The sequence below is a fragment of the Bradyrhizobium sp. 139 genome (assembly GCF_023074175.1).
Taxonomy (GTDB): domain Bacteria; phylum Pseudomonadota; class Alphaproteobacteria; order Rhizobiales; family Xanthobacteraceae; genus Bradyrhizobium.
Genome location: NZ_JADPKS010000162.1, coordinates 40,846 through 56,178 on the forward strand (window position 1 = coordinate 40,846; position 15,333 = coordinate 56,178).

Consider the following 15,333-nt stretch of genomic DNA (forward strand, 5'->3'; position numbering starts at 1 on the left):
CAGAAGTCTTGCATCGGAAGATCGAGAGGTCATCTAGCATGGTTGGATGCACAGCCAAATCGTTTGAGAGGGCGCCATGACCAGACGGCACAGCGAGCCGACGCCGGAAGAGATCAAGGAGAAGCAGGATCTCGATGAAGCGCTGGAGGAGGGCCTGGAAGAGACCTTCCCGGGCTCCGATCCCGTCAACGTCACCCAGCCGCCGCCGAGCCTCGGCGACGGCCATGTGAAGCGCTCCGGCTAGAGGCGGGTTCCGTCCCGTTCCGCCAAACCAACCGGAAATATAACGTTAACAGCAAGTTACCGGGGAGCGTGTTCCCGGTTCCGTAATGATTCATCATATTTTTTGAAGCCAAATTAGCCGCGATGGCTCTATAAGAGCTCAGCAAATCAGGGATGCGGGGCCTGTTGGGGCACCCGGAAGTTGTTGTGGGGATTCCTGGTTGTTGCGTGGGGGACGATATGAGCCGCAAATATTTCGGGACGGACGGGATTCGGGGCCGCGCCAACGGACTGATCACGCCGGAGCTCGCGCTCAAGGTCGGCCAGGCCGCAGGCCTTGCGTTTCAGCGCGGTGACCACCGCCACCGGGTCGTGATCGGCAAGGACACGCGCCTGTCCGGCTACATGATCGAATACGCGATGGTCGCGGGCTTCACCTCGGTCGGTATGGATGTGCTGCTGGTCGGCCCGATGCCGACGCCGGCGGTCGCGATGCTGACCAAGTCGATGCGCGCCGATCTCGGCGTGATGATCTCGGCCTCGCACAATCTGTTCGAGGACAACGGCATCAAGCTGTTCGGCCCACAGGGCTTCAAGCTCTCCGACGACGTCGAGAAGCAGATCGAGCAGCTGCTCGACGAATCCCTGGACAAGCGTCTCGCACAGAGTGCGAGCTTGGGCCGTGCCCGCCGCATCGACGGCGTGCACGACCGCTACATCGAATTCGCCAAGCGCACGCTGCCGCGCGACCTGTCGCTGGACGGCCTGCGCGTCGTGGTCGATTGCGCCAACGGCGCCGCCTACAAGGTGGTGCCGGAAGCGCTGTGGGAGTTGGGCGCCGACGTCGTGCCGATCGGCGTCGAGCCCGACGGTTTCAACATCAACAAGGAATGCGGCTCGACCTCGCCGGAAGCGCTGTCGAAGAAGGTGCGCGAGATGCGCGCCGACATCGGCATTGCGCTCGACGGCGACGCCGACCGCGTCATCCTGGTCGACGAGCGCGGCCATCTTGTCGATGGCGACCAGCTGCTCGCGGTGATCGCGCAGAGCTGGAAGGAAGACGGGCGGCTGTCGCGGCCGGGCATCGTCGCCACCGTGATGTCCAATCTCGGGCTCGAGCGCTTCCTGAAAGCGCAGGGTCTCGATCTCGTGCGCACGCCGGTGGGCGACCGCTACGTGCTCGAGCAGATGCTGAATGGCGGCTATAATCTCGGCGGCGAGCAGTCCGGCCACATCATCCTGTCCGACTACGCCACCACCGGCGACGGTTTTGTTGCCGCACTGCAAGTGCTGGCCGTGGTGCAGAAGCTGCGTCGGCCGGTGTCGGAAGTCTGCCACCGCTTCGATCCGCTGCCGCAGATCCTCAAGAACGTCCGCCACAAGGGCGGCAAGCCGCTCGACGATACCGACGTCAAATCGGCGATCTCCGACGGCGAGCAGCGGCTCAACGGCCACGGCCGCCTCCTGATCCGCTCCTCCGGCACCGAGCCGGTGATCCGCGTCATGGCCGAGGGCGAGGACCGCATCCTGGTCGAGGATGTCGTCGACACCATCGTCTCCGCGCTCGGACAGGCGGCGGCTTGAGGCGAAAATTCCTTCTCCCCTTGTGGGAGAAGGTGGCGCGAAGCGCCGGATGAGGGGTTCTATCCCCGACTACAACTGCTAGAGCGATTCGCGGAGAGATACCCCTCACCCGTCTCGCCGCTGCGCGGCGATCCACCCTCTCCCACAAGGCTAAGGCATGCACACATCTTTCGGTCGTTGGTCAGCACCAATAGAAAGCGCGAGTCTTTTCAATGATAACTGACCGACCGCTCCTTGGGCGGTTCCGAAACCCGGGGTCATCTAAGTCCCTGTATTAGATTCCATTTTTGAGATGTGTGCATGCCTTAGCCCACAAGGGGAGAGGGGCACACGCGCATCCCAGCCATCGACGATTGGCGGTGGTTCGGCCGCCGCTTGCATCGTAACCAGCAGGTCGCGGCAATCTGCCGCGCCGGGATGCTGCATTGAATAAGCCTGTCGTCGTCTCCGAGGAAACGCTGACCGAGCCGGTCGTCGTCAGCGACGTGGCGCCCGCCGCCAAGACAGCTGCGAAGACAGCCGCGGGGCCGGCTTATGTCGTGCTTGCCGGCATCAGCGTCTCGCACTTCCTCAACGATACCATGCAGTCGCTGATCGCCTCGGTGTATCCGATCCTGAAGGATACCTACGCACTCGACTTCGCGCAGATCGGCATGATCACGCTGGCGTTCCAGTTCACGGCCTCGCTGCTCCAGCCGGTCGTCGGGCACTACACCGACAAGAAGGCGCAGCCCTATTCGCTCGCGATCGGCATGGCCTCGACCTTCTTCGGCCTGCTGCTGCTCAGCGCCGCACACCAATATCTCGTCATCCTCGTCGCCGCCGCGCTGGTCGGCCTCGGCTCGGCGGTGTTTCACCCGGAGTCGGCGCGCATCGCGCGGCTTGCCTCGGGCGGCCGCTACGGTTTTGCGCAATCGGTGTTCCAGCTCGGCGGCAGCTTCGGCACCTCGATGGGGCCATTGCTGGCCGCGCTCATCGTGGTGCCGTTCGGGCAGGGCAGTATCGCCTGGTTCTCCTCGATCGCCTTCCTCGCGATTCTCATCCTCTGGCGCATCGGCCGCTGGTACGAGCCGCAGATCAAGGCGAAGAAGACGGTGGCGGCTCAGGCCCATCCCGACGCGCCGAGTTCGCGCCGCGTCGCGGTCGCGCTTGCCGTGCTGGTGGCGCTGCTGTTCTCAAAGCAGCTCTACGTCTCGAGCCTGTCGAGCTACTACATCTTCTATCTGATCGATCGTTTCGGCGTGTCGACCCAGGCCGCCCAGATCTATCTCTTCATCTTCCTCGCGGCGAACGCTGTCGGCGCGTTTCTCGGTGGTCCCTTGGGCGATCGCTTCGGCCGCAAGATCGTGATCTGGATCTCGATTCTGGGCGCGCTGCCGTTCACGCTGGCGCTGCCTTATGCCGGGCTCTACGCCAGCGCGGTGCTCAGCGTCATCATCGGTCTCATCATCTCCTCGACGACGTCGTCGATCATCGTGTTCGCGCAGGAGCTGGTGCCGCACCGCTTCGGCATGATCTCAGGCGTGTTCTTCGGCGTCGCCTTCGGCATCGGGGGCCTCGGCGCCGCCGTGCTCGGCAAGCTCGCCGATCACACATCGATCGAGTTCGTCTACCAGGTCTGTGCCTATTTGCCGGCGATCGGGCTGCTCGCGGTGTTTCTGCCCAAGCTGCCGCGGCACGTGCGTTAACGCATCCTCTCTTGCGGCATCGCGGCTTCACACATCGTTAGGAAAGGCGGTGCCAGGAACCAGCTTGCCGCTGCATTTTTGCAACGCTCGCGCGGCGCACGCGTGTGCAGTCAGAAAAAATCAACCTTAAAAATTAGGGTTAAGTGGCGCTTAAACATTTGCTGCCATCGTCCTCCCGTGAGTTTCCAGAACGTGAGGCCTGCGTATTTGCCTCACCGGCCAAAAGGACGAAGCCAATGCGTAGCGTTAAGTCTCTCCTTGCCGCGGGTGCGGCAACCCTGATCTCGTCGATGGCGTTCGCCGCCGATATGCCGATCGCGGCGCCCCCTCCCATGTACGCGCCAGCCCCGCCCGCCGACTTCGGCGGCTGGTATCTGCGCGGCGATATTGGCATGACCAACCAGAGCGCCAAGCGCATCGACAGCGCGACCGCCCAGACGTTCCCGACCACGACGACGGGCCTTGGTTTCGATTCTTCGCCGCTGTTCGACCTCGGCGTCGGCTATCGCTTCAACAACTGGTTCCGCGCCGACGTGATCGGCCAGTATCGCGGCAAGGCCAATCTGCACGGTTCGGACAGCGTCATCCTCGGTGCGGCCGACGTCGAAGCCAACAACTACTACGGCAGCAAGTCCGAGTGGGTTGTGATGGCCAACGCCTATGTCGACCTCGGCACCTGGTGGTGCATCACCCCGTTCATCGGCGCCGGTGTCGGCGGCTCCTACAACAAGCTCAGCGGCTTCCAGGATAACGGCGTCCGCTACACCGCCGGCGCGCTGTCCAACAGCGTCACCTACTTCGGCGACAACGGGAAGTGGAACTTCGCCTGGGCCGCGCATGCGGGTCTGGCTTACAAGGTCAACCCCGGCTTCACCGTCGAACTGGCCTACAGCTACATGAACCTCGGCGATGCAGCCCCCGGCAACTTCCGTGCGTTCGACGGCAGCATCTCGGGCCCGTCCACGATCAAGGTCAAGGACATCACCTCGCACGACGTCAAGCTCGGCGTGCGCTGGGAGCTCTCCAGCCCGCCGGCCTACATGCCGCCGCTCGTCACCAAGGGCTGATCGCCAGCCTCATCGCTTAACACCTCTTAACGGCGCGGGATCATCCTGCGCCGTTTTGCTTTGCGTATTTTTCATGGCGCGCGGCGATGAAAGCGCCCGGCGCAACCATTGGTTAAGGTTAACGAGCCATGATCACCAGCGAAAGTTCGAGTTCGATGGAGCGTTGCAATGCGTAGGCTGATGTTGACGGCGGTGATGTTGGGGACGGTGTCTGCCGCGCAAGCGGCCGACATGCCGGATCTGCCCGTCCTGCGCGGCAGCTTCACCGACGGTCTGTCGAAGACCTCCCATAATTGGGACGGCTTCTATGTCGGCGGCCAGTTCGGCTTTGCCACGACCGAAATCGATTTCAGTCACGCTCCGAAATCGATGACGGATTTCATGCTTCGCGACAGCATCCTCCAGGCGCCGGTCGGTGGGTGGTCGCTGCTGCCGAAAAATCACGTTCAGGCGACTGGCTTTGGTGCCTATGTCGGCCGGAATTGGCAGTATTACGATGCCGTGATGGGCGTTGAGGCCAACTACAGCTACATGAACAATCTCGCGAGCAGTGCAAGCGATTCCATGACGAGATTGATCCCCGGCGAAACAGCCCCCACGAATCACCTCTATACTTACAATACGACGCTCGGCGGCGGCGCGGCGTTGCAGCTCAAGGACTATGCGACTTTCCGAGGTCGTGTTGGATGGTCCGGTGGGGACTTTATGCCTTATGCGTTTGGCGGCCTTGCGATCGGACGTGCCGACGTGTCGAGGTTTGCGACCGTGTCGTACGTGAAGTACGACGACTTCACGGACCCCATCAGCGGCGTCACGACTCGCTCGACCGCCGGCATCGCTACGATGACGCAGTCCGAGCGGCGCGCGAACAGTTTTATCTTCGGATGGACTGGGGGCATCGGAATCGAATACGCGTTGTTCGACTGTGTGATCCTGCGCGGCGAATGGGAACACGTCGGGTTCTCGAACGCCAAGGATATCTCCGTCAGCTTGAACAATTTTCGCTTGGGTGCTGGCTACAAGTTCTAGACCGGCGTTTGCAGCCGGTTGACACGGCTGCGTCGTCCTGATGCTCTGTCGCCCGAAAGCGGGACGGCGGCGATGAAGATCTACGGCGACACCAATTCCGGCAATTGTCTGAAGGTGAAGTGGGTCTGCGACAAGCTCGCGCTGCCTTACCAGTGGATCGAGATCGACACCCGCAAGGGCGAGACGCGCACACCGCAATTCCTGAAAATGAACGGCGCCGGCCAGGTGCCCGCCGTCGCATTCGACGACGGCCGCACGCTGGCGCAGTCCAATGCCATCATCCGCTATCTCGCCCGCGACAGCGCGCTCGTTCCGCGCGATGACTTCACTGCTGCCAAGATGGACGAATGGCTGTTCTGGGAGCAGTACAGCCATGAGCCCTATATCGCGGTGTGCCGCTTCCAGCTGGTCTATCTCGGCAAGGACTCATCCGAGCTAGACCCTGAAAAGGTCAAGCGCGGCTATGCGGCGCTCGACCGCATGGAGCAGCATCTTGCGGCAAGCCGCTTCTTCGCCGGCGAGCAAGTTTCGCTCGCCGATATCGCGCTGCTCGCCTATACCCGTCTCGCGCATGAAGGCGGCTTCGATCTCGGCCGTTATGCCGCCATTCGCCGCTGGATCGGCGAGGTCGAGGCCTGGCTCGGCCTGCGGCCAGTGCGCTGAGTCCGGAGTTTCCTGCATGAATGCCAAATCCGTCTCCATCCGTCGCGCACGCCGCGAGGACGTCCCTGCGATGATCGCAATGCTCGCCGATGATCATCTCGGGCGCGCCCGCGAGCGCCTGGAGGATCCGCTGCCTGCGGTCTATTACGAGGCATTCGAGCGGGTCGCGCGCGATGCGAATCTCACGCTCGTTGTTGCCGAGAGCGAGGGCAGGGTGGTCGGCTGCCTGCAACTCGCGGTCTTGCCCGGCATCAGCTCGCAAGGCGGGCTACGTGGACTGCTCGAAGACGTGCGCGTTGCCACTGATTGCCGCAGCCGCGGCATCGGCGAGCAATTGGTGCAATGGGCGGTGGCGGAGGCGAAAGCGCGCGGCTGCAATCTGGTCGAATTGCTGACGCATGCGAGCCGCGTCGATGCGCAGCGCTTCTACAAGCGGCTCGGATTCGCTGCGAGTCACGTCGGCATGACTGTCCGCTTTTGAGGCAGCGCGTCGCGAGCGTTGCGCGATCAGCATAAACAGATCGCGCATTCGTTCATCTTAAGAGCCGGTAAACTACGCAGCTGTCGTTCACGTTGTTCCAGGAACGAACGGTGCTACGGCAGCGTCTGCAACCGGGCTCGGTCGGTTCGGGGATTTCGATGACAAGCTATTCGATGATCAAGGTCGGCAACGCCTACGTTGTGCAGGCCAATGACAAATGCATTTTGAAAGTCGGCAGCCGCCGCCGTGCTGCGCAATTGATCAGCGAGGCGACGGACCTGCTGAACGCGCTCGCCGCAGTGGAATCCCCGGATCTCGCACCGGAGGGGCCATCACCCCACCGTGAGGTGCCGGAACTTCCTTGACTGCTCTACCCGATTCCCGTATCAGCCGCGGCGGGACACCTCCCCCCAACGGGAGGCTTACTATCTGGAAGGGTAGACCATGACTGTAGCGAAGCCCGCTTCGCGGCCGAACGTGCCGCATTTCTCCTCCGGCCCCTGCGCCAAGCGCCCCGGCTGGAACGCCCAAAATCTCAAGGACGCAGCGCTCGGCCGTTCGCATCGCGCGAAGGTCGGCAAGACCAAGCTCAAGCTCGCGATCGATTTGACACGCGAAGTGCTCGAGGTGCCCGCCGATTATCGCATCGGCATCGTGCCGGCCTCCGATACCGGCGCGGTCGAGATGGCGCTGTGGTCGCTGCTCGGAGCAAAGCCCGTCACCACGATGGCGTGGGAATCCTTCGGCGAGGGCTGGGTCAGCGACATCGTCAAGGAATTGAAGCTCAAGGACGTCACCAAGTTCAACGCGGCTTATGGCGAGATCCCCGATCTCTCCAAGGCCGATCCCAAGAGCGATATCGTCTTCACCTGGAACGGCACCACGTCAGGCGTGCGCGTGCCGAACGCCGACTGGATCAAGGCGGATCGCGAGGGTCTGACGATCTGCGACGCGACGTCGGCCGCCTTCGCGCAAGCTCTCGACTGGGCCAAGCTCGACGTCGTCACCTTCTCCTGGCAGAAGGCGCTCGGCGGCGAAGCCGCGCACGGCATGCTGATCCTCTCGCCCCGCGCGGTGGAGCGGCTCGAGACCTACAAGCCGGCCTGGCCGCTGCCAAAAATCTTCCGCATGACCAAGGGCGGCAAGATCAACGAAGGCATCTTCGTCGGCGAGACCATCAACACGCCGTCGATGCTCTGCGTCGAGGATTATCTCGACGCGCTCAACTGGGCCAAGTCGATCGGCGGCCTCAAGGCCCTGATCGCGCGTGCGGACGCCAACACCAAGGTGCTCGCCGACTGGAAGGCGAAGACGCCCTGGATCGACTTCCTGGCCAAGGATGCCTCGATCCGCTCCAACACCTCGGTGTGCCTGAAGTTCACCGACCCCGCGATCACCTCGCTTTCCGAGGATGCGCAAGCCGAGTTCAGCAAGAAGCTGGTCGCGCTGGTCGAGAAGGAAGGCGCCGGCTACGACTTCGCATACTACCGCGATGCGCCGGCCGGCCTGCGCATCTGGTGCGGCGCCACCGTCGAGGCCAGGGACGTCGAACTGCTGACCCAGTGGATCGACTGGGCCTTCGCCGAGACCAGGGCCGCGCTGGCCAAGGCAGCGTAACGCATTCCAACCCACTGTCGTCATGGCCGGGCTTGACCCGGCTATCCATCAATCGAGAGAGATGGACCCGCGGGTTAGGCCCGCGGGCGACGTTCCGTAAATGCAGCTCGCACCACGGATCATCCCCATGACCAAACCCAAAGTTCTCATTTCCGACGCGCTCTCTCCCGCTGCCGTGCAGATCTTCAGGGATCGCGGCATCGAGGTCGACTTCCAGCCCAATCTCGGCAAGGACAAGGACAAGCTCGCCGAGATCATCGGCAATTACGACGGCCTCGCGATCCGCTCGGCGACCAAGGCGACCGCCAAGATCCTCGAGAAGGCGACCAAGCTCAAAGTGATCGGCCGCGCCGGCATCGGCGTCGACAACGTCGAGATTCCAGCTGCGACGGCGAAGGGCATCATCGTGATGAACACGCCGTTCGGCAATTCGATCACGACGGCCGAGCACGCCATCACGCTGATGCTGGCCTTGGCCCGCGAGATTCCGCAGGCCGACGCCTCGACCCAGGCCGGCAAGTGGGAGAAGAACCGCTTCATGGGCGTCGAGATCACCGGCAAGGTGCTCGGCGTCGTCGGCTGCGGCAACATCGGCTCGATCGTCGCCGACCGCGCGCTCGGCCTGCGCATGAAGGTCGTCGCCTTCGATCCGTTCCTGTCGCCGGAGCGCGCCAAGGACATCGGCGTCGAGAAGGTCGATCTCGACGATTTGCTCAAGCGCGCCGACTTCATCACGCTGCACACGCCGCTCACCGAGAAGACCAAAAACATCATCGACGCGGCCGCGATCGCCAGGATGAAGAAGGGCGTGCGCCTGATCAACTGCGCCCGCGGCGGCCTGGTCGACGAGCAGGCCGTGGTCGATGCGCTCAACGCCAAGCACATTGCCGGCGCCGCCTTCGACGTCTTCGTCGAGGAGCCGGCGAATGCGAACGTGCTGTTCGGCCATCCCAACGTGATCTGCACGCCGCATCTCGGCGCCTCCACCACCGAAGCGCAGGAGAACGTCGCGCTCCAGGTCGCCGAGCAGATGTCGGACTATTTGCTGACCGGCGCGATCTCGAATGCGGTCAATTTCCCCTCGATCACCGCGGAAGAAGCGCCGAAGCTGAAGCCGTTCATCACGCTCGCCGAGAAGCTCGGCTCGTTTGCCGGCCAGCTCACCGAGAGCGGCATCCTTAAGGTGCAGATCACCTATGAGGGCCACGTCGCCGAGATGAAGATTAAGGCGATCACCTCCGCGGTGCTGTCCGGCCTGCTGCGGCCGATGCTGGGCGAGGTCAACGTGGTGTCCGCCCCCGTCGTCGCCAAGGAGCGCGGCATGGTGGTGGACGAGATCGTGCGCGCCGCCCAGAGCGACTATGAGAGCCTGATCACCGTCACCGTCACCACCGAGCGGCAGGAGCGGTCGGTCTCGGGCACCGTCTATGCCGACGGCAAGCCGCGCCTGGTCGACATCAAGGGCATCCGCGTCGACGCTGAATTTGGCAAGTCGATGATCTACGTCACCAACGAGGACAAGCCGGGCTTCATCGGCAAGTTCGCGAGCCTTTTGGGCGATGCCAAGATCAACATCGCGACGTTCCATCTCGGCCGCGTCGCCCCCGGCAGCGACGCCATCGCGCTGATCGAGGTCGACGGCGCGGTGCCGGTCGATCTGCTCGCCAAGGTGCAGGCCCTGCCGCAGGTCAAGCAGGTCAAGGCACTGACGTTCTGATACGAGCGCCAACGACTTGCGTCATGGCCGGGCTTGTCCCGGCCATCCACGCGCTTCTGCGAGTGCCGCAAGACGTGGATGCCCGGGACAAGCCCGGGCATGACGTGTGGATGTGGATAGAGTGACGCCAACATAGATATTCCGACGTGCGGAACAATGCCGCCTCCATCACCGGAGGCGGCGTTTTTGTTTGACCCCGCGCCGCGCTTTATTCTCCCGCGCCTGCCAAAGTTTGTGTACCAATGGCGCCCAGGACGCTCCGTACCAATCGTTCGAAAAGGGAGAAAACAATGCGTGAAGCCGTCATCGTTTCCTATGCCCGCACGGGCCTCGCAAAATCCGGCCGCGGCGGGTTCAACATCACGCCGCCGATGTCGCTCGCAGCCCACGCCATCCACCATGCGGTCGACCGCGCCGGTGTCGCGAAGGACTATGTCGAGGACTGCTATCTCGGCAATTGCGCCCATGGCGCGCCGAATATCGGCCGTCAGGCCGCGCTGCTCGCAGGACTTCCCAAGTCGACCGGCGGTGTGTCGGTGAACCGCTTCTGCTCCTCGGGCCTTCAAACCATCGCGATGGCCGCGAACTCGATCCGCTCGGACGGCTCTGACTGCATCGTCGCGGGCGGCGTCGAGAGCATCTCGATTCCGGGCGGCGGTTCGCCGAAGGAATGGGTCGATCCGGAACTGCTCAAGACCGCGCCTGATATCTTCATGGCGATGATCGACACGGCCGACATCGTCGCGGAGCGCTACAAGCTCAGCCGCGAATATCAGGACGAATATTCGCTGGAGTCGCAGCGCCGCATGGCCGCTGCGCAGCAGGCGGGCAAGTTCAAGGACGAGATCGTCCCGATGAAGACCAGGATGAAGGTGGTCGACAAGGCGACCAAGGCCGAGTCGATCGTCGACTACGTCGTCGACCGCGACGAGTGCAACCGCCCCGAGACCACGCTCGAAGGTCTCGCCAAGCTCGAGCCCGTTAGGGGGCCCGGCAAGTACGTCACCGCCGGCAATGCCAGCCAGCTGTCGGATGGTGCCGCGGCCGTGGTGCTGATGGAAGCCAAGGATGCGGAGAAGCGCGGCCTCAATCCGATGGGGCGTTTCGTCGCCTGGGCGGCGGCGGGTTGCGAGCCGGACGAGATGGGCATCGGTCCGATCTTTGCCGTGCCGAAGCTGTTGAAGCGCCATGGCCTCAAGATCGACGACATCGATCTGTGGGAGCTCAACGAGGCCTTCGCCAGCCAGTGCCTCTACTCGCGCGACAAGCTCGGCATCGATCCCGCCAAGTACAACGTCAACGGCGGCTCGATCGCGATCGGTCATCCCTTCGGCATGACCGGCGCGCGTCTCACCGGCCATATCCTCCAGGAAGGCGCGCGTCGCAAGGCCAAGTGGGGCGTCGTGACCATGTGCATCGGCGGCGGTCAGGGCGGCGCCGGTTTGTTCGAGATTTATAGCTGAGGCGAATGTTCGCCTTCGCTGAAACGACAAGAGCACGGCGTGTCGAGCGCCGTGCTCTTTTTTGGCCCGGCTGCGCACGCTGGCGTGCTCGGGTCAGCAACATCCTCGACCCGGTGCGGACTCAAAGGCTTATGGGGCGGACTGGTGGCTCTACAAGCTCATCATGCCCGGGCTTGTCCCGGGCATCCACGTCCTGCTTTCCGAGAGTTGCGGAATTTGTCGCAGAATCGGACAAGGCATCGCCGCTTTGGGTAAGACGTTCGATCTGCCCTGCGCAATAAACGAGACCCCTTCGTTCGAACCCAGGCTTCCGTTCTGCCCCAGTTCCCGAGCGGTGCTGCCACGCCAGCCTCCATCGCCGACGCCCTGAAGGAGGCTAACGGCCCTCCGCCAAAAGCGCGCGCGAGCTTTGCCCGGGGCCGATGGGTTCGCGGCGTCTATGCCCCGTCTGATCAGGCAAAGGAGATCACCAAATCCCACAGCTTCACCAAGCCCTCCCGGGTGCTGGCGCGCTTCTCAGCGGATGACGGCAGCCCGGACGCGGTGAACACTGGGCGGCCTTCGCTGGGCGGCTTCAGTTTCCGCCTCGGCAACGACGGCGAGCGCTCGGAGATTTTGACCCAGAGTGCACCAGTTCATTTCGCCAGAACGCTCGACCAGATGCTGGCTTTCCTGCAGGTGCGCATGCCGGGTCCGGACGGCAAGCCGGACATGGCGCAAGTCGAGGCATTCTCTGCCGCCAATCCTGAAACGCTGCGTCAGGCATGCTACCTTGCTGCGCATCCGCCCGCCGCAAGCCTTGCCTGCACGACCTATTGGGGCGTGCATGCCTTTCCCGCAACGAATGCCAAGGGCGAGATACGGTTCATCAAGTTCAAGGTCGCGCCGGTCGGCGAACACAGCCGGCCGGCCAAGAGTGCGGACACGGCGAACTCCACCGATTTGCTGCACGACCTCGAACTCCGGATCGCAGCACACGACGTCAGGTTCAGCGTGATGGCGCTGCTGGACCGTCCCGGCGATCCCGTCATGGACGTGACCATCCGTTGGCCCGATGAGGACGGGCGCGAAGCGGTACGTCTCGGAACGATCGTGATAACAGGGACTGAATCGAACGAGGCGTGTGACGGGACCGCGTTCAATCCGGCCAATCTTGCCGAAGGCATTGGCCATCCGCCGGACGAGATGTTTGCGGCGCAGCGCGCCGTTTACGCCATCTCGCAGACAATGCGCCGCTGAGCGGAACGACGTCCCACCCCCCGATCAGGTTTCGCTTTCCGGCGCGTGCTGCGTCTCCCGGCGCCACATCCCCGGGCTGATGCCGATCACCGAGGAAAACACCCGGGTGAAGTGGCTTTGATTGGCGAACCCGGCCGCTATCGCAATCTCCGACAGCGACAGGTCGCGCACCCCCATCAATTGCTTTGCCGTATTCACACGTTGGCGAAGCAGCCATTGGTGCGGGGGCAGGCCGGTGGAAACGCGAAATGCGCGAGAAAAATGACTGACGGAGAGATCGAACTCGGCCGCGATCTTTTGCAGCGAAAGCTTTCCGCGGAGATCGGACTCCAGCCTTTCGCAGGCGCGCTTGACCTGCCATGGGGCAAGGCCGCCGCGCATCGCCTCGGCAGCGTGCCGCAGCCCGCCGTAGGTTTTGGCAACATGTGCGGTGAGTGCGAGCATCATGTGGTCGATGAAGAGCTGGTTGGCCTCGTCGGGCTGCTGCAACGCCGCCAGGAACGACGCACCGAGATGACGGACGATCGCATCGTCATGGCCGACGCCGGGCTGATAGGCGAGTTCACCGATCCGCGGCGCGCCGCCTTGCCTCGCCATGTCGTCCAGCGCCGAACGGGGCAGATAGAAAAGCAGAGAATGGAAAGGCTTGTCGATGACGTAGCGCGGATCGCGTTTCAGGTCGTACAGATAGGTGGCGCCGGCGCGGATATCGCTCTTGATCACGCATCGGCCGCGCTCCCAGCACTCGCAATCACCGAAATCGCGAAATTTGAGGCTGACGAGATAGGCGTCCTCTGAGGGCATCGAATCGGAAAGGCGGGGGAGGGGATGGTCATCCCGGTTTTCGGTGACAGCGAGTTCAGCGCTGCGCAGCGAACGCGTGACCAGCGTCGGCGGCGCATCCTTCAGATGCAGAAACCGTGCGACCTTCTGCGCGAAGGCACCCACCTGTGTCATGGACGTAGATCTCGCTTCTGAGGCAGGACCGGGGAGCAGGACGCGACCGCCAAGTCACGGCCAATTATCCGACATCGGCAAGCAACGGTCCAGACTTGAGCGTTGGACCGACAGCCGTGTGACGGCCTGCCGCACCTATCGTCACAAACCGCTTTTCGCAAGCGATTCAACGGATTGTGATGCCTCTTGCGCAATCCCGCTTCACTACCTCGAGAGCTGCTCGCCCGCCATCGTGCATTTGTGAAAGCGTGCGCCTGCTTGGAGCAGGATTGGACAAACGATATCCGCTTCGGGAAATACGCGGAGCCTTTGCAGCGCATAGAACGCGCCGATCCGTATAAACACGGACGACTGATCAGAGATCAGGCGGAGCCACGCGATGACCGGGAGCACCACTCATGCGCAATCCCTCGCACAAGAGCTTGCCGCCCGCACCTGGCGCACAGCCGGACGATCGCGCGACTTCCGAGCGGCGCGCCGCCGACGCGGAGATGGCGCGCGTGCTCAAGACAAAGCCGCTTCGCATCGCCTCCGATCCTCAAAGCGGCGCCATCGCCTATTGGAAGCACGAGCCGCTGCACGATACCGTCGAACCCATGGCCGATCACGTCGTCATGACTTATCCCGCCGGCTCGCAGCCGCTGGAACGACGCACGGGAAAATCGGCTGCGATTGCAACGGCGCGTCCCGGCGTCGTGACGATCATTCCAGCCGGCTCGACGTCCCGATGGGACATCCACCGGCCACTACATGTCGTTCAACTCTATCTGCCACAAAGGACGCTTCTGCGTATCGCCAATGAAGCCAACACCGCTAGCCCTGACGACCTCCTGGAACGAACCGGGCATCCCGACGCCATCACGTCCCGCCTGCTTCTGAGCGCTGCGGATTCAATCGAAGGCAGCGCCACGCTCGACACGCTGTTCAGGCAGCAATTGACGGATCTTCTCGCCACGCGTTTGTTGGCTGCTCATGCGGGCGTACCGACCATAGTGCAACCGACCATCGGCGGCCTTTCGCCAACGATCCTGCGCCGGGCAATCGAACGCCTGCGTTCGAACAGCGATGCAGATGTTTCGCTCTCGGCGCTTGCGTGCGACGCAGGCCTGTCGCGCTTCCATTTCTGTCGGTCCTTCAAGGAGAGCACCGGGCTTTCGCCGCATGCCTGGCTGCGCCAGCACCGGGTCGAGCAGGCCATGAACATGCTGCGGGAGAGCGACGAATCGGTCGTCTCGGTCGCCGCGGCGCTTGGTTACTCCTCGCAGACCGCCTTCGCCGCGGCATTCAAGAAGCTGACGGGCGAAACGCCGAGCGATTGGCGCAGGCGCGTGCGTTAGCAGCAATCTCTCGACAGGGACGGCAATCGCGCTGGGGCAGCGGCAAATCGGGTCGGCTACATCATCAACATGTCCAGACCAATCGAGGGAGACCAAAGATGACCTGGAAAAACTTTGTCGGCCGACGGCTGATTGCGACACGTCGCCGAAGCCTTGCAACCGCAACCTTGTACGGCCTCTCTCTGGCCGTTCGCTTCACGTCGGCGGCGGGCGAGGAGGTGGAAATTCCGGCGTACTCCATGCACCCGACGCATCCGCTGGTTTCCATC

General features: G+C 63.2%; 14 protein-coding genes. 13 read left to right on the forward strand and 1 reads right to left on the reverse strand.

Going from position 1 to position 15,333, the window contains the following annotated elements; translation table 11 throughout:
• Window positions 1–76 precede the first annotated feature (76 nt).
• The 12 genes from IVA80_RS34575 (at window position 77) to IVA80_RS34630 (ending at window position 12,770) form a co-directional block, all read left to right on the forward strand.
• Entirely contained in the window at window positions 77–244 is a 168-nt protein-coding gene (locus IVA80_RS34575; RefSeq protein WP_247439593.1) for a hypothetical protein, read from the forward strand.
• Window positions 245–462: 218 nt separating this feature from the next.
• Window positions 463–1,806, forward strand: coding sequence for a phosphoglucosamine mutase (glmM, locus tag IVA80_RS34580; protein WP_247439594.1), 1,344 nt, complete (start codon window positions 463–465; stop codon window positions 1,804–1,806).
• A 425-nt stretch (window positions 1,807–2,231) separates the two neighbouring features.
• The gene (locus IVA80_RS34585; RefSeq protein WP_276008044.1) at window positions 2,232–3,494 is read left to right on the forward strand and encodes an MFS transporter; all 1,263 of its coding nucleotides are present in this window, start codon (window positions 2,232–2,234) and stop codon (window positions 3,492–3,494) included.
• Between the two features lie 236 nt (window positions 3,495–3,730).
• Window positions 3,731–4,561: an outer membrane beta-barrel protein gene (locus tag IVA80_RS34590; protein ID WP_247439595.1), complete on the forward strand. Its 831-nt coding sequence runs from the start codon at window positions 3,731–3,733 to the stop codon at window positions 4,559–4,561.
• Between the two features lie 168 nt (window positions 4,562–4,729).
• Window positions 4,730–5,590 (forward strand): outer membrane beta-barrel protein, encoded by an 861-nt coding sequence (locus IVA80_RS34595; RefSeq protein WP_247439596.1) that lies wholly within the window; start codon window positions 4,730–4,732, stop codon window positions 5,588–5,590.
• Window positions 5,591–5,662: 72 nt separating this feature from the next.
• Window positions 5,663–6,253 carry a glutathione S-transferase family protein gene (locus IVA80_RS34600; RefSeq protein WP_247439597.1) on the forward strand — a complete coding sequence of 197 codons (591 nt, stop codon included), beginning with the start codon at window positions 5,663–5,665 and terminating at the stop codon, window positions 6,251–6,253.
• Window positions 6,254–6,269: 16 nt separating this feature from the next.
• The gene (locus tag IVA80_RS34605) at window positions 6,270–6,734 is read left to right on the forward strand and encodes a GNAT family N-acetyltransferase (protein ID WP_247439598.1); all 465 of its coding nucleotides are present in this window, start codon (window positions 6,270–6,272) and stop codon (window positions 6,732–6,734) included.
• Between the two features lie 173 nt (window positions 6,735–6,907).
• Window positions 6,908–7,099 (forward strand): hypothetical protein, encoded by a 192-nt coding sequence (locus IVA80_RS34610; protein WP_247439599.1) that lies wholly within the window; start codon window positions 6,908–6,910, stop codon window positions 7,097–7,099.
• Window positions 7,100–7,178: 79 nt separating this feature from the next.
• Entirely contained in the window at window positions 7,179–8,351 is a 1,173-nt protein-coding gene (locus tag IVA80_RS34615; protein WP_247439600.1) for a phosphoserine transaminase, read from the forward strand.
• A gap of 127 nt (window positions 8,352–8,478) precedes the next feature.
• Window positions 8,479–10,068 carry a phosphoglycerate dehydrogenase gene (gene serA, locus IVA80_RS34620; RefSeq protein WP_247439601.1) on the forward strand — a complete coding sequence of 530 codons (1,590 nt, stop codon included), beginning with the start codon at window positions 8,479–8,481 and terminating at the stop codon, window positions 10,066–10,068.
• Window positions 10,069–10,358: 290 nt separating this feature from the next.
• The gene (locus tag IVA80_RS34625) at window positions 10,359–11,531 is read left to right on the forward strand and encodes an acetyl-CoA C-acyltransferase (RefSeq protein WP_247439602.1); all 1,173 of its coding nucleotides are present in this window, start codon (window positions 10,359–10,361) and stop codon (window positions 11,529–11,531) included.
• A gap of 366 nt (window positions 11,532–11,897) precedes the next feature.
• Entirely contained in the window at window positions 11,898–12,770 is an 873-nt protein-coding gene (locus IVA80_RS34630) for a catalase (protein WP_247439607.1), read from the forward strand.
• Between the two features lie 24 nt (window positions 12,771–12,794).
• Here IVA80_RS34630 and IVA80_RS34635 read toward each other — a convergent pair whose 3' ends face one another.
• Window positions 12,795–13,727 (reverse strand): AraC family transcriptional regulator, encoded by a 933-nt coding sequence (locus IVA80_RS34635; protein WP_247439603.1) that lies wholly within the window; start codon window positions 13,725–13,727, stop codon window positions 12,795–12,797.
• Window positions 13,728–14,125: 398 nt separating this feature from the next.
• Between IVA80_RS34635 and IVA80_RS34640 the strand changes: the two genes are divergently transcribed.
• Window positions 14,126–15,064 (forward strand): AraC family transcriptional regulator, encoded by a 939-nt coding sequence (locus tag IVA80_RS34640; RefSeq protein WP_247439604.1) that lies wholly within the window; start codon window positions 14,126–14,128, stop codon window positions 15,062–15,064.
• The last annotated feature ends 269 nt before the right edge of the window (window positions 15,065–15,333 follow it).

Coding starts and splice junctions, on each gene's coding strand:
- IVA80_RS34595 (WP_247439596.1), top strand. CDS start 4,730: ATGCGTAGGCTGATGTTGACGGCGGTGATGTTGGGGACGGTGTCTGCC.
- serA (WP_247439601.1), top strand. CDS start 8,479: ATGACCAAACCCAAAGTTCTCATTTCCGACGCGCTCTCTCCCGCTGCC.
- IVA80_RS34575 (WP_247439593.1), top strand. CDS start 77: ATGACCAGACGGCACAGCGAGCCGACGCCGGAAGAGATCAAGGAGAAG.
- IVA80_RS34605 (WP_247439598.1), top strand. CDS start 6,270: ATGAATGCCAAATCCGTCTCCATCCGTCGCGCACGCCGCGAGGACGTC.
- IVA80_RS34600 (WP_247439597.1), top strand. CDS start 5,663: ATGAAGATCTACGGCGACACCAATTCCGGCAATTGTCTGAAGGTGAAG.
- IVA80_RS34615 (WP_247439600.1), top strand. CDS start 7,179: ATGACTGTAGCGAAGCCCGCTTCGCGGCCGAACGTGCCGCATTTCTCC.
- IVA80_RS34610 (WP_247439599.1), top strand. CDS start 6,908: ATGATCAAGGTCGGCAACGCCTACGTTGTGCAGGCCAATGACAAATGC.
- IVA80_RS34625 (WP_247439602.1), top strand. CDS start 10,359: ATGCGTGAAGCCGTCATCGTTTCCTATGCCCGCACGGGCCTCGCAAAA.
- IVA80_RS34640 (WP_247439604.1), top strand. CDS start 14,126: ATGCGCAATCCCTCGCACAAGAGCTTGCCGCCCGCACCTGGCGCACAG.
- IVA80_RS34590 (WP_247439595.1), top strand. CDS start 3,731: ATGCGTAGCGTTAAGTCTCTCCTTGCCGCGGGTGCGGCAACCCTGATC.
- glmM (WP_247439594.1), top strand. CDS start 463: ATGAGCCGCAAATATTTCGGGACGGACGGGATTCGGGGCCGCGCCAAC.
- IVA80_RS34635 (WP_247439603.1), bottom strand. CDS start 13,727: ATGACACAGGTGGGTGCCTTCGCGCAGAAGGTCGCACGGTTTCTGCAT.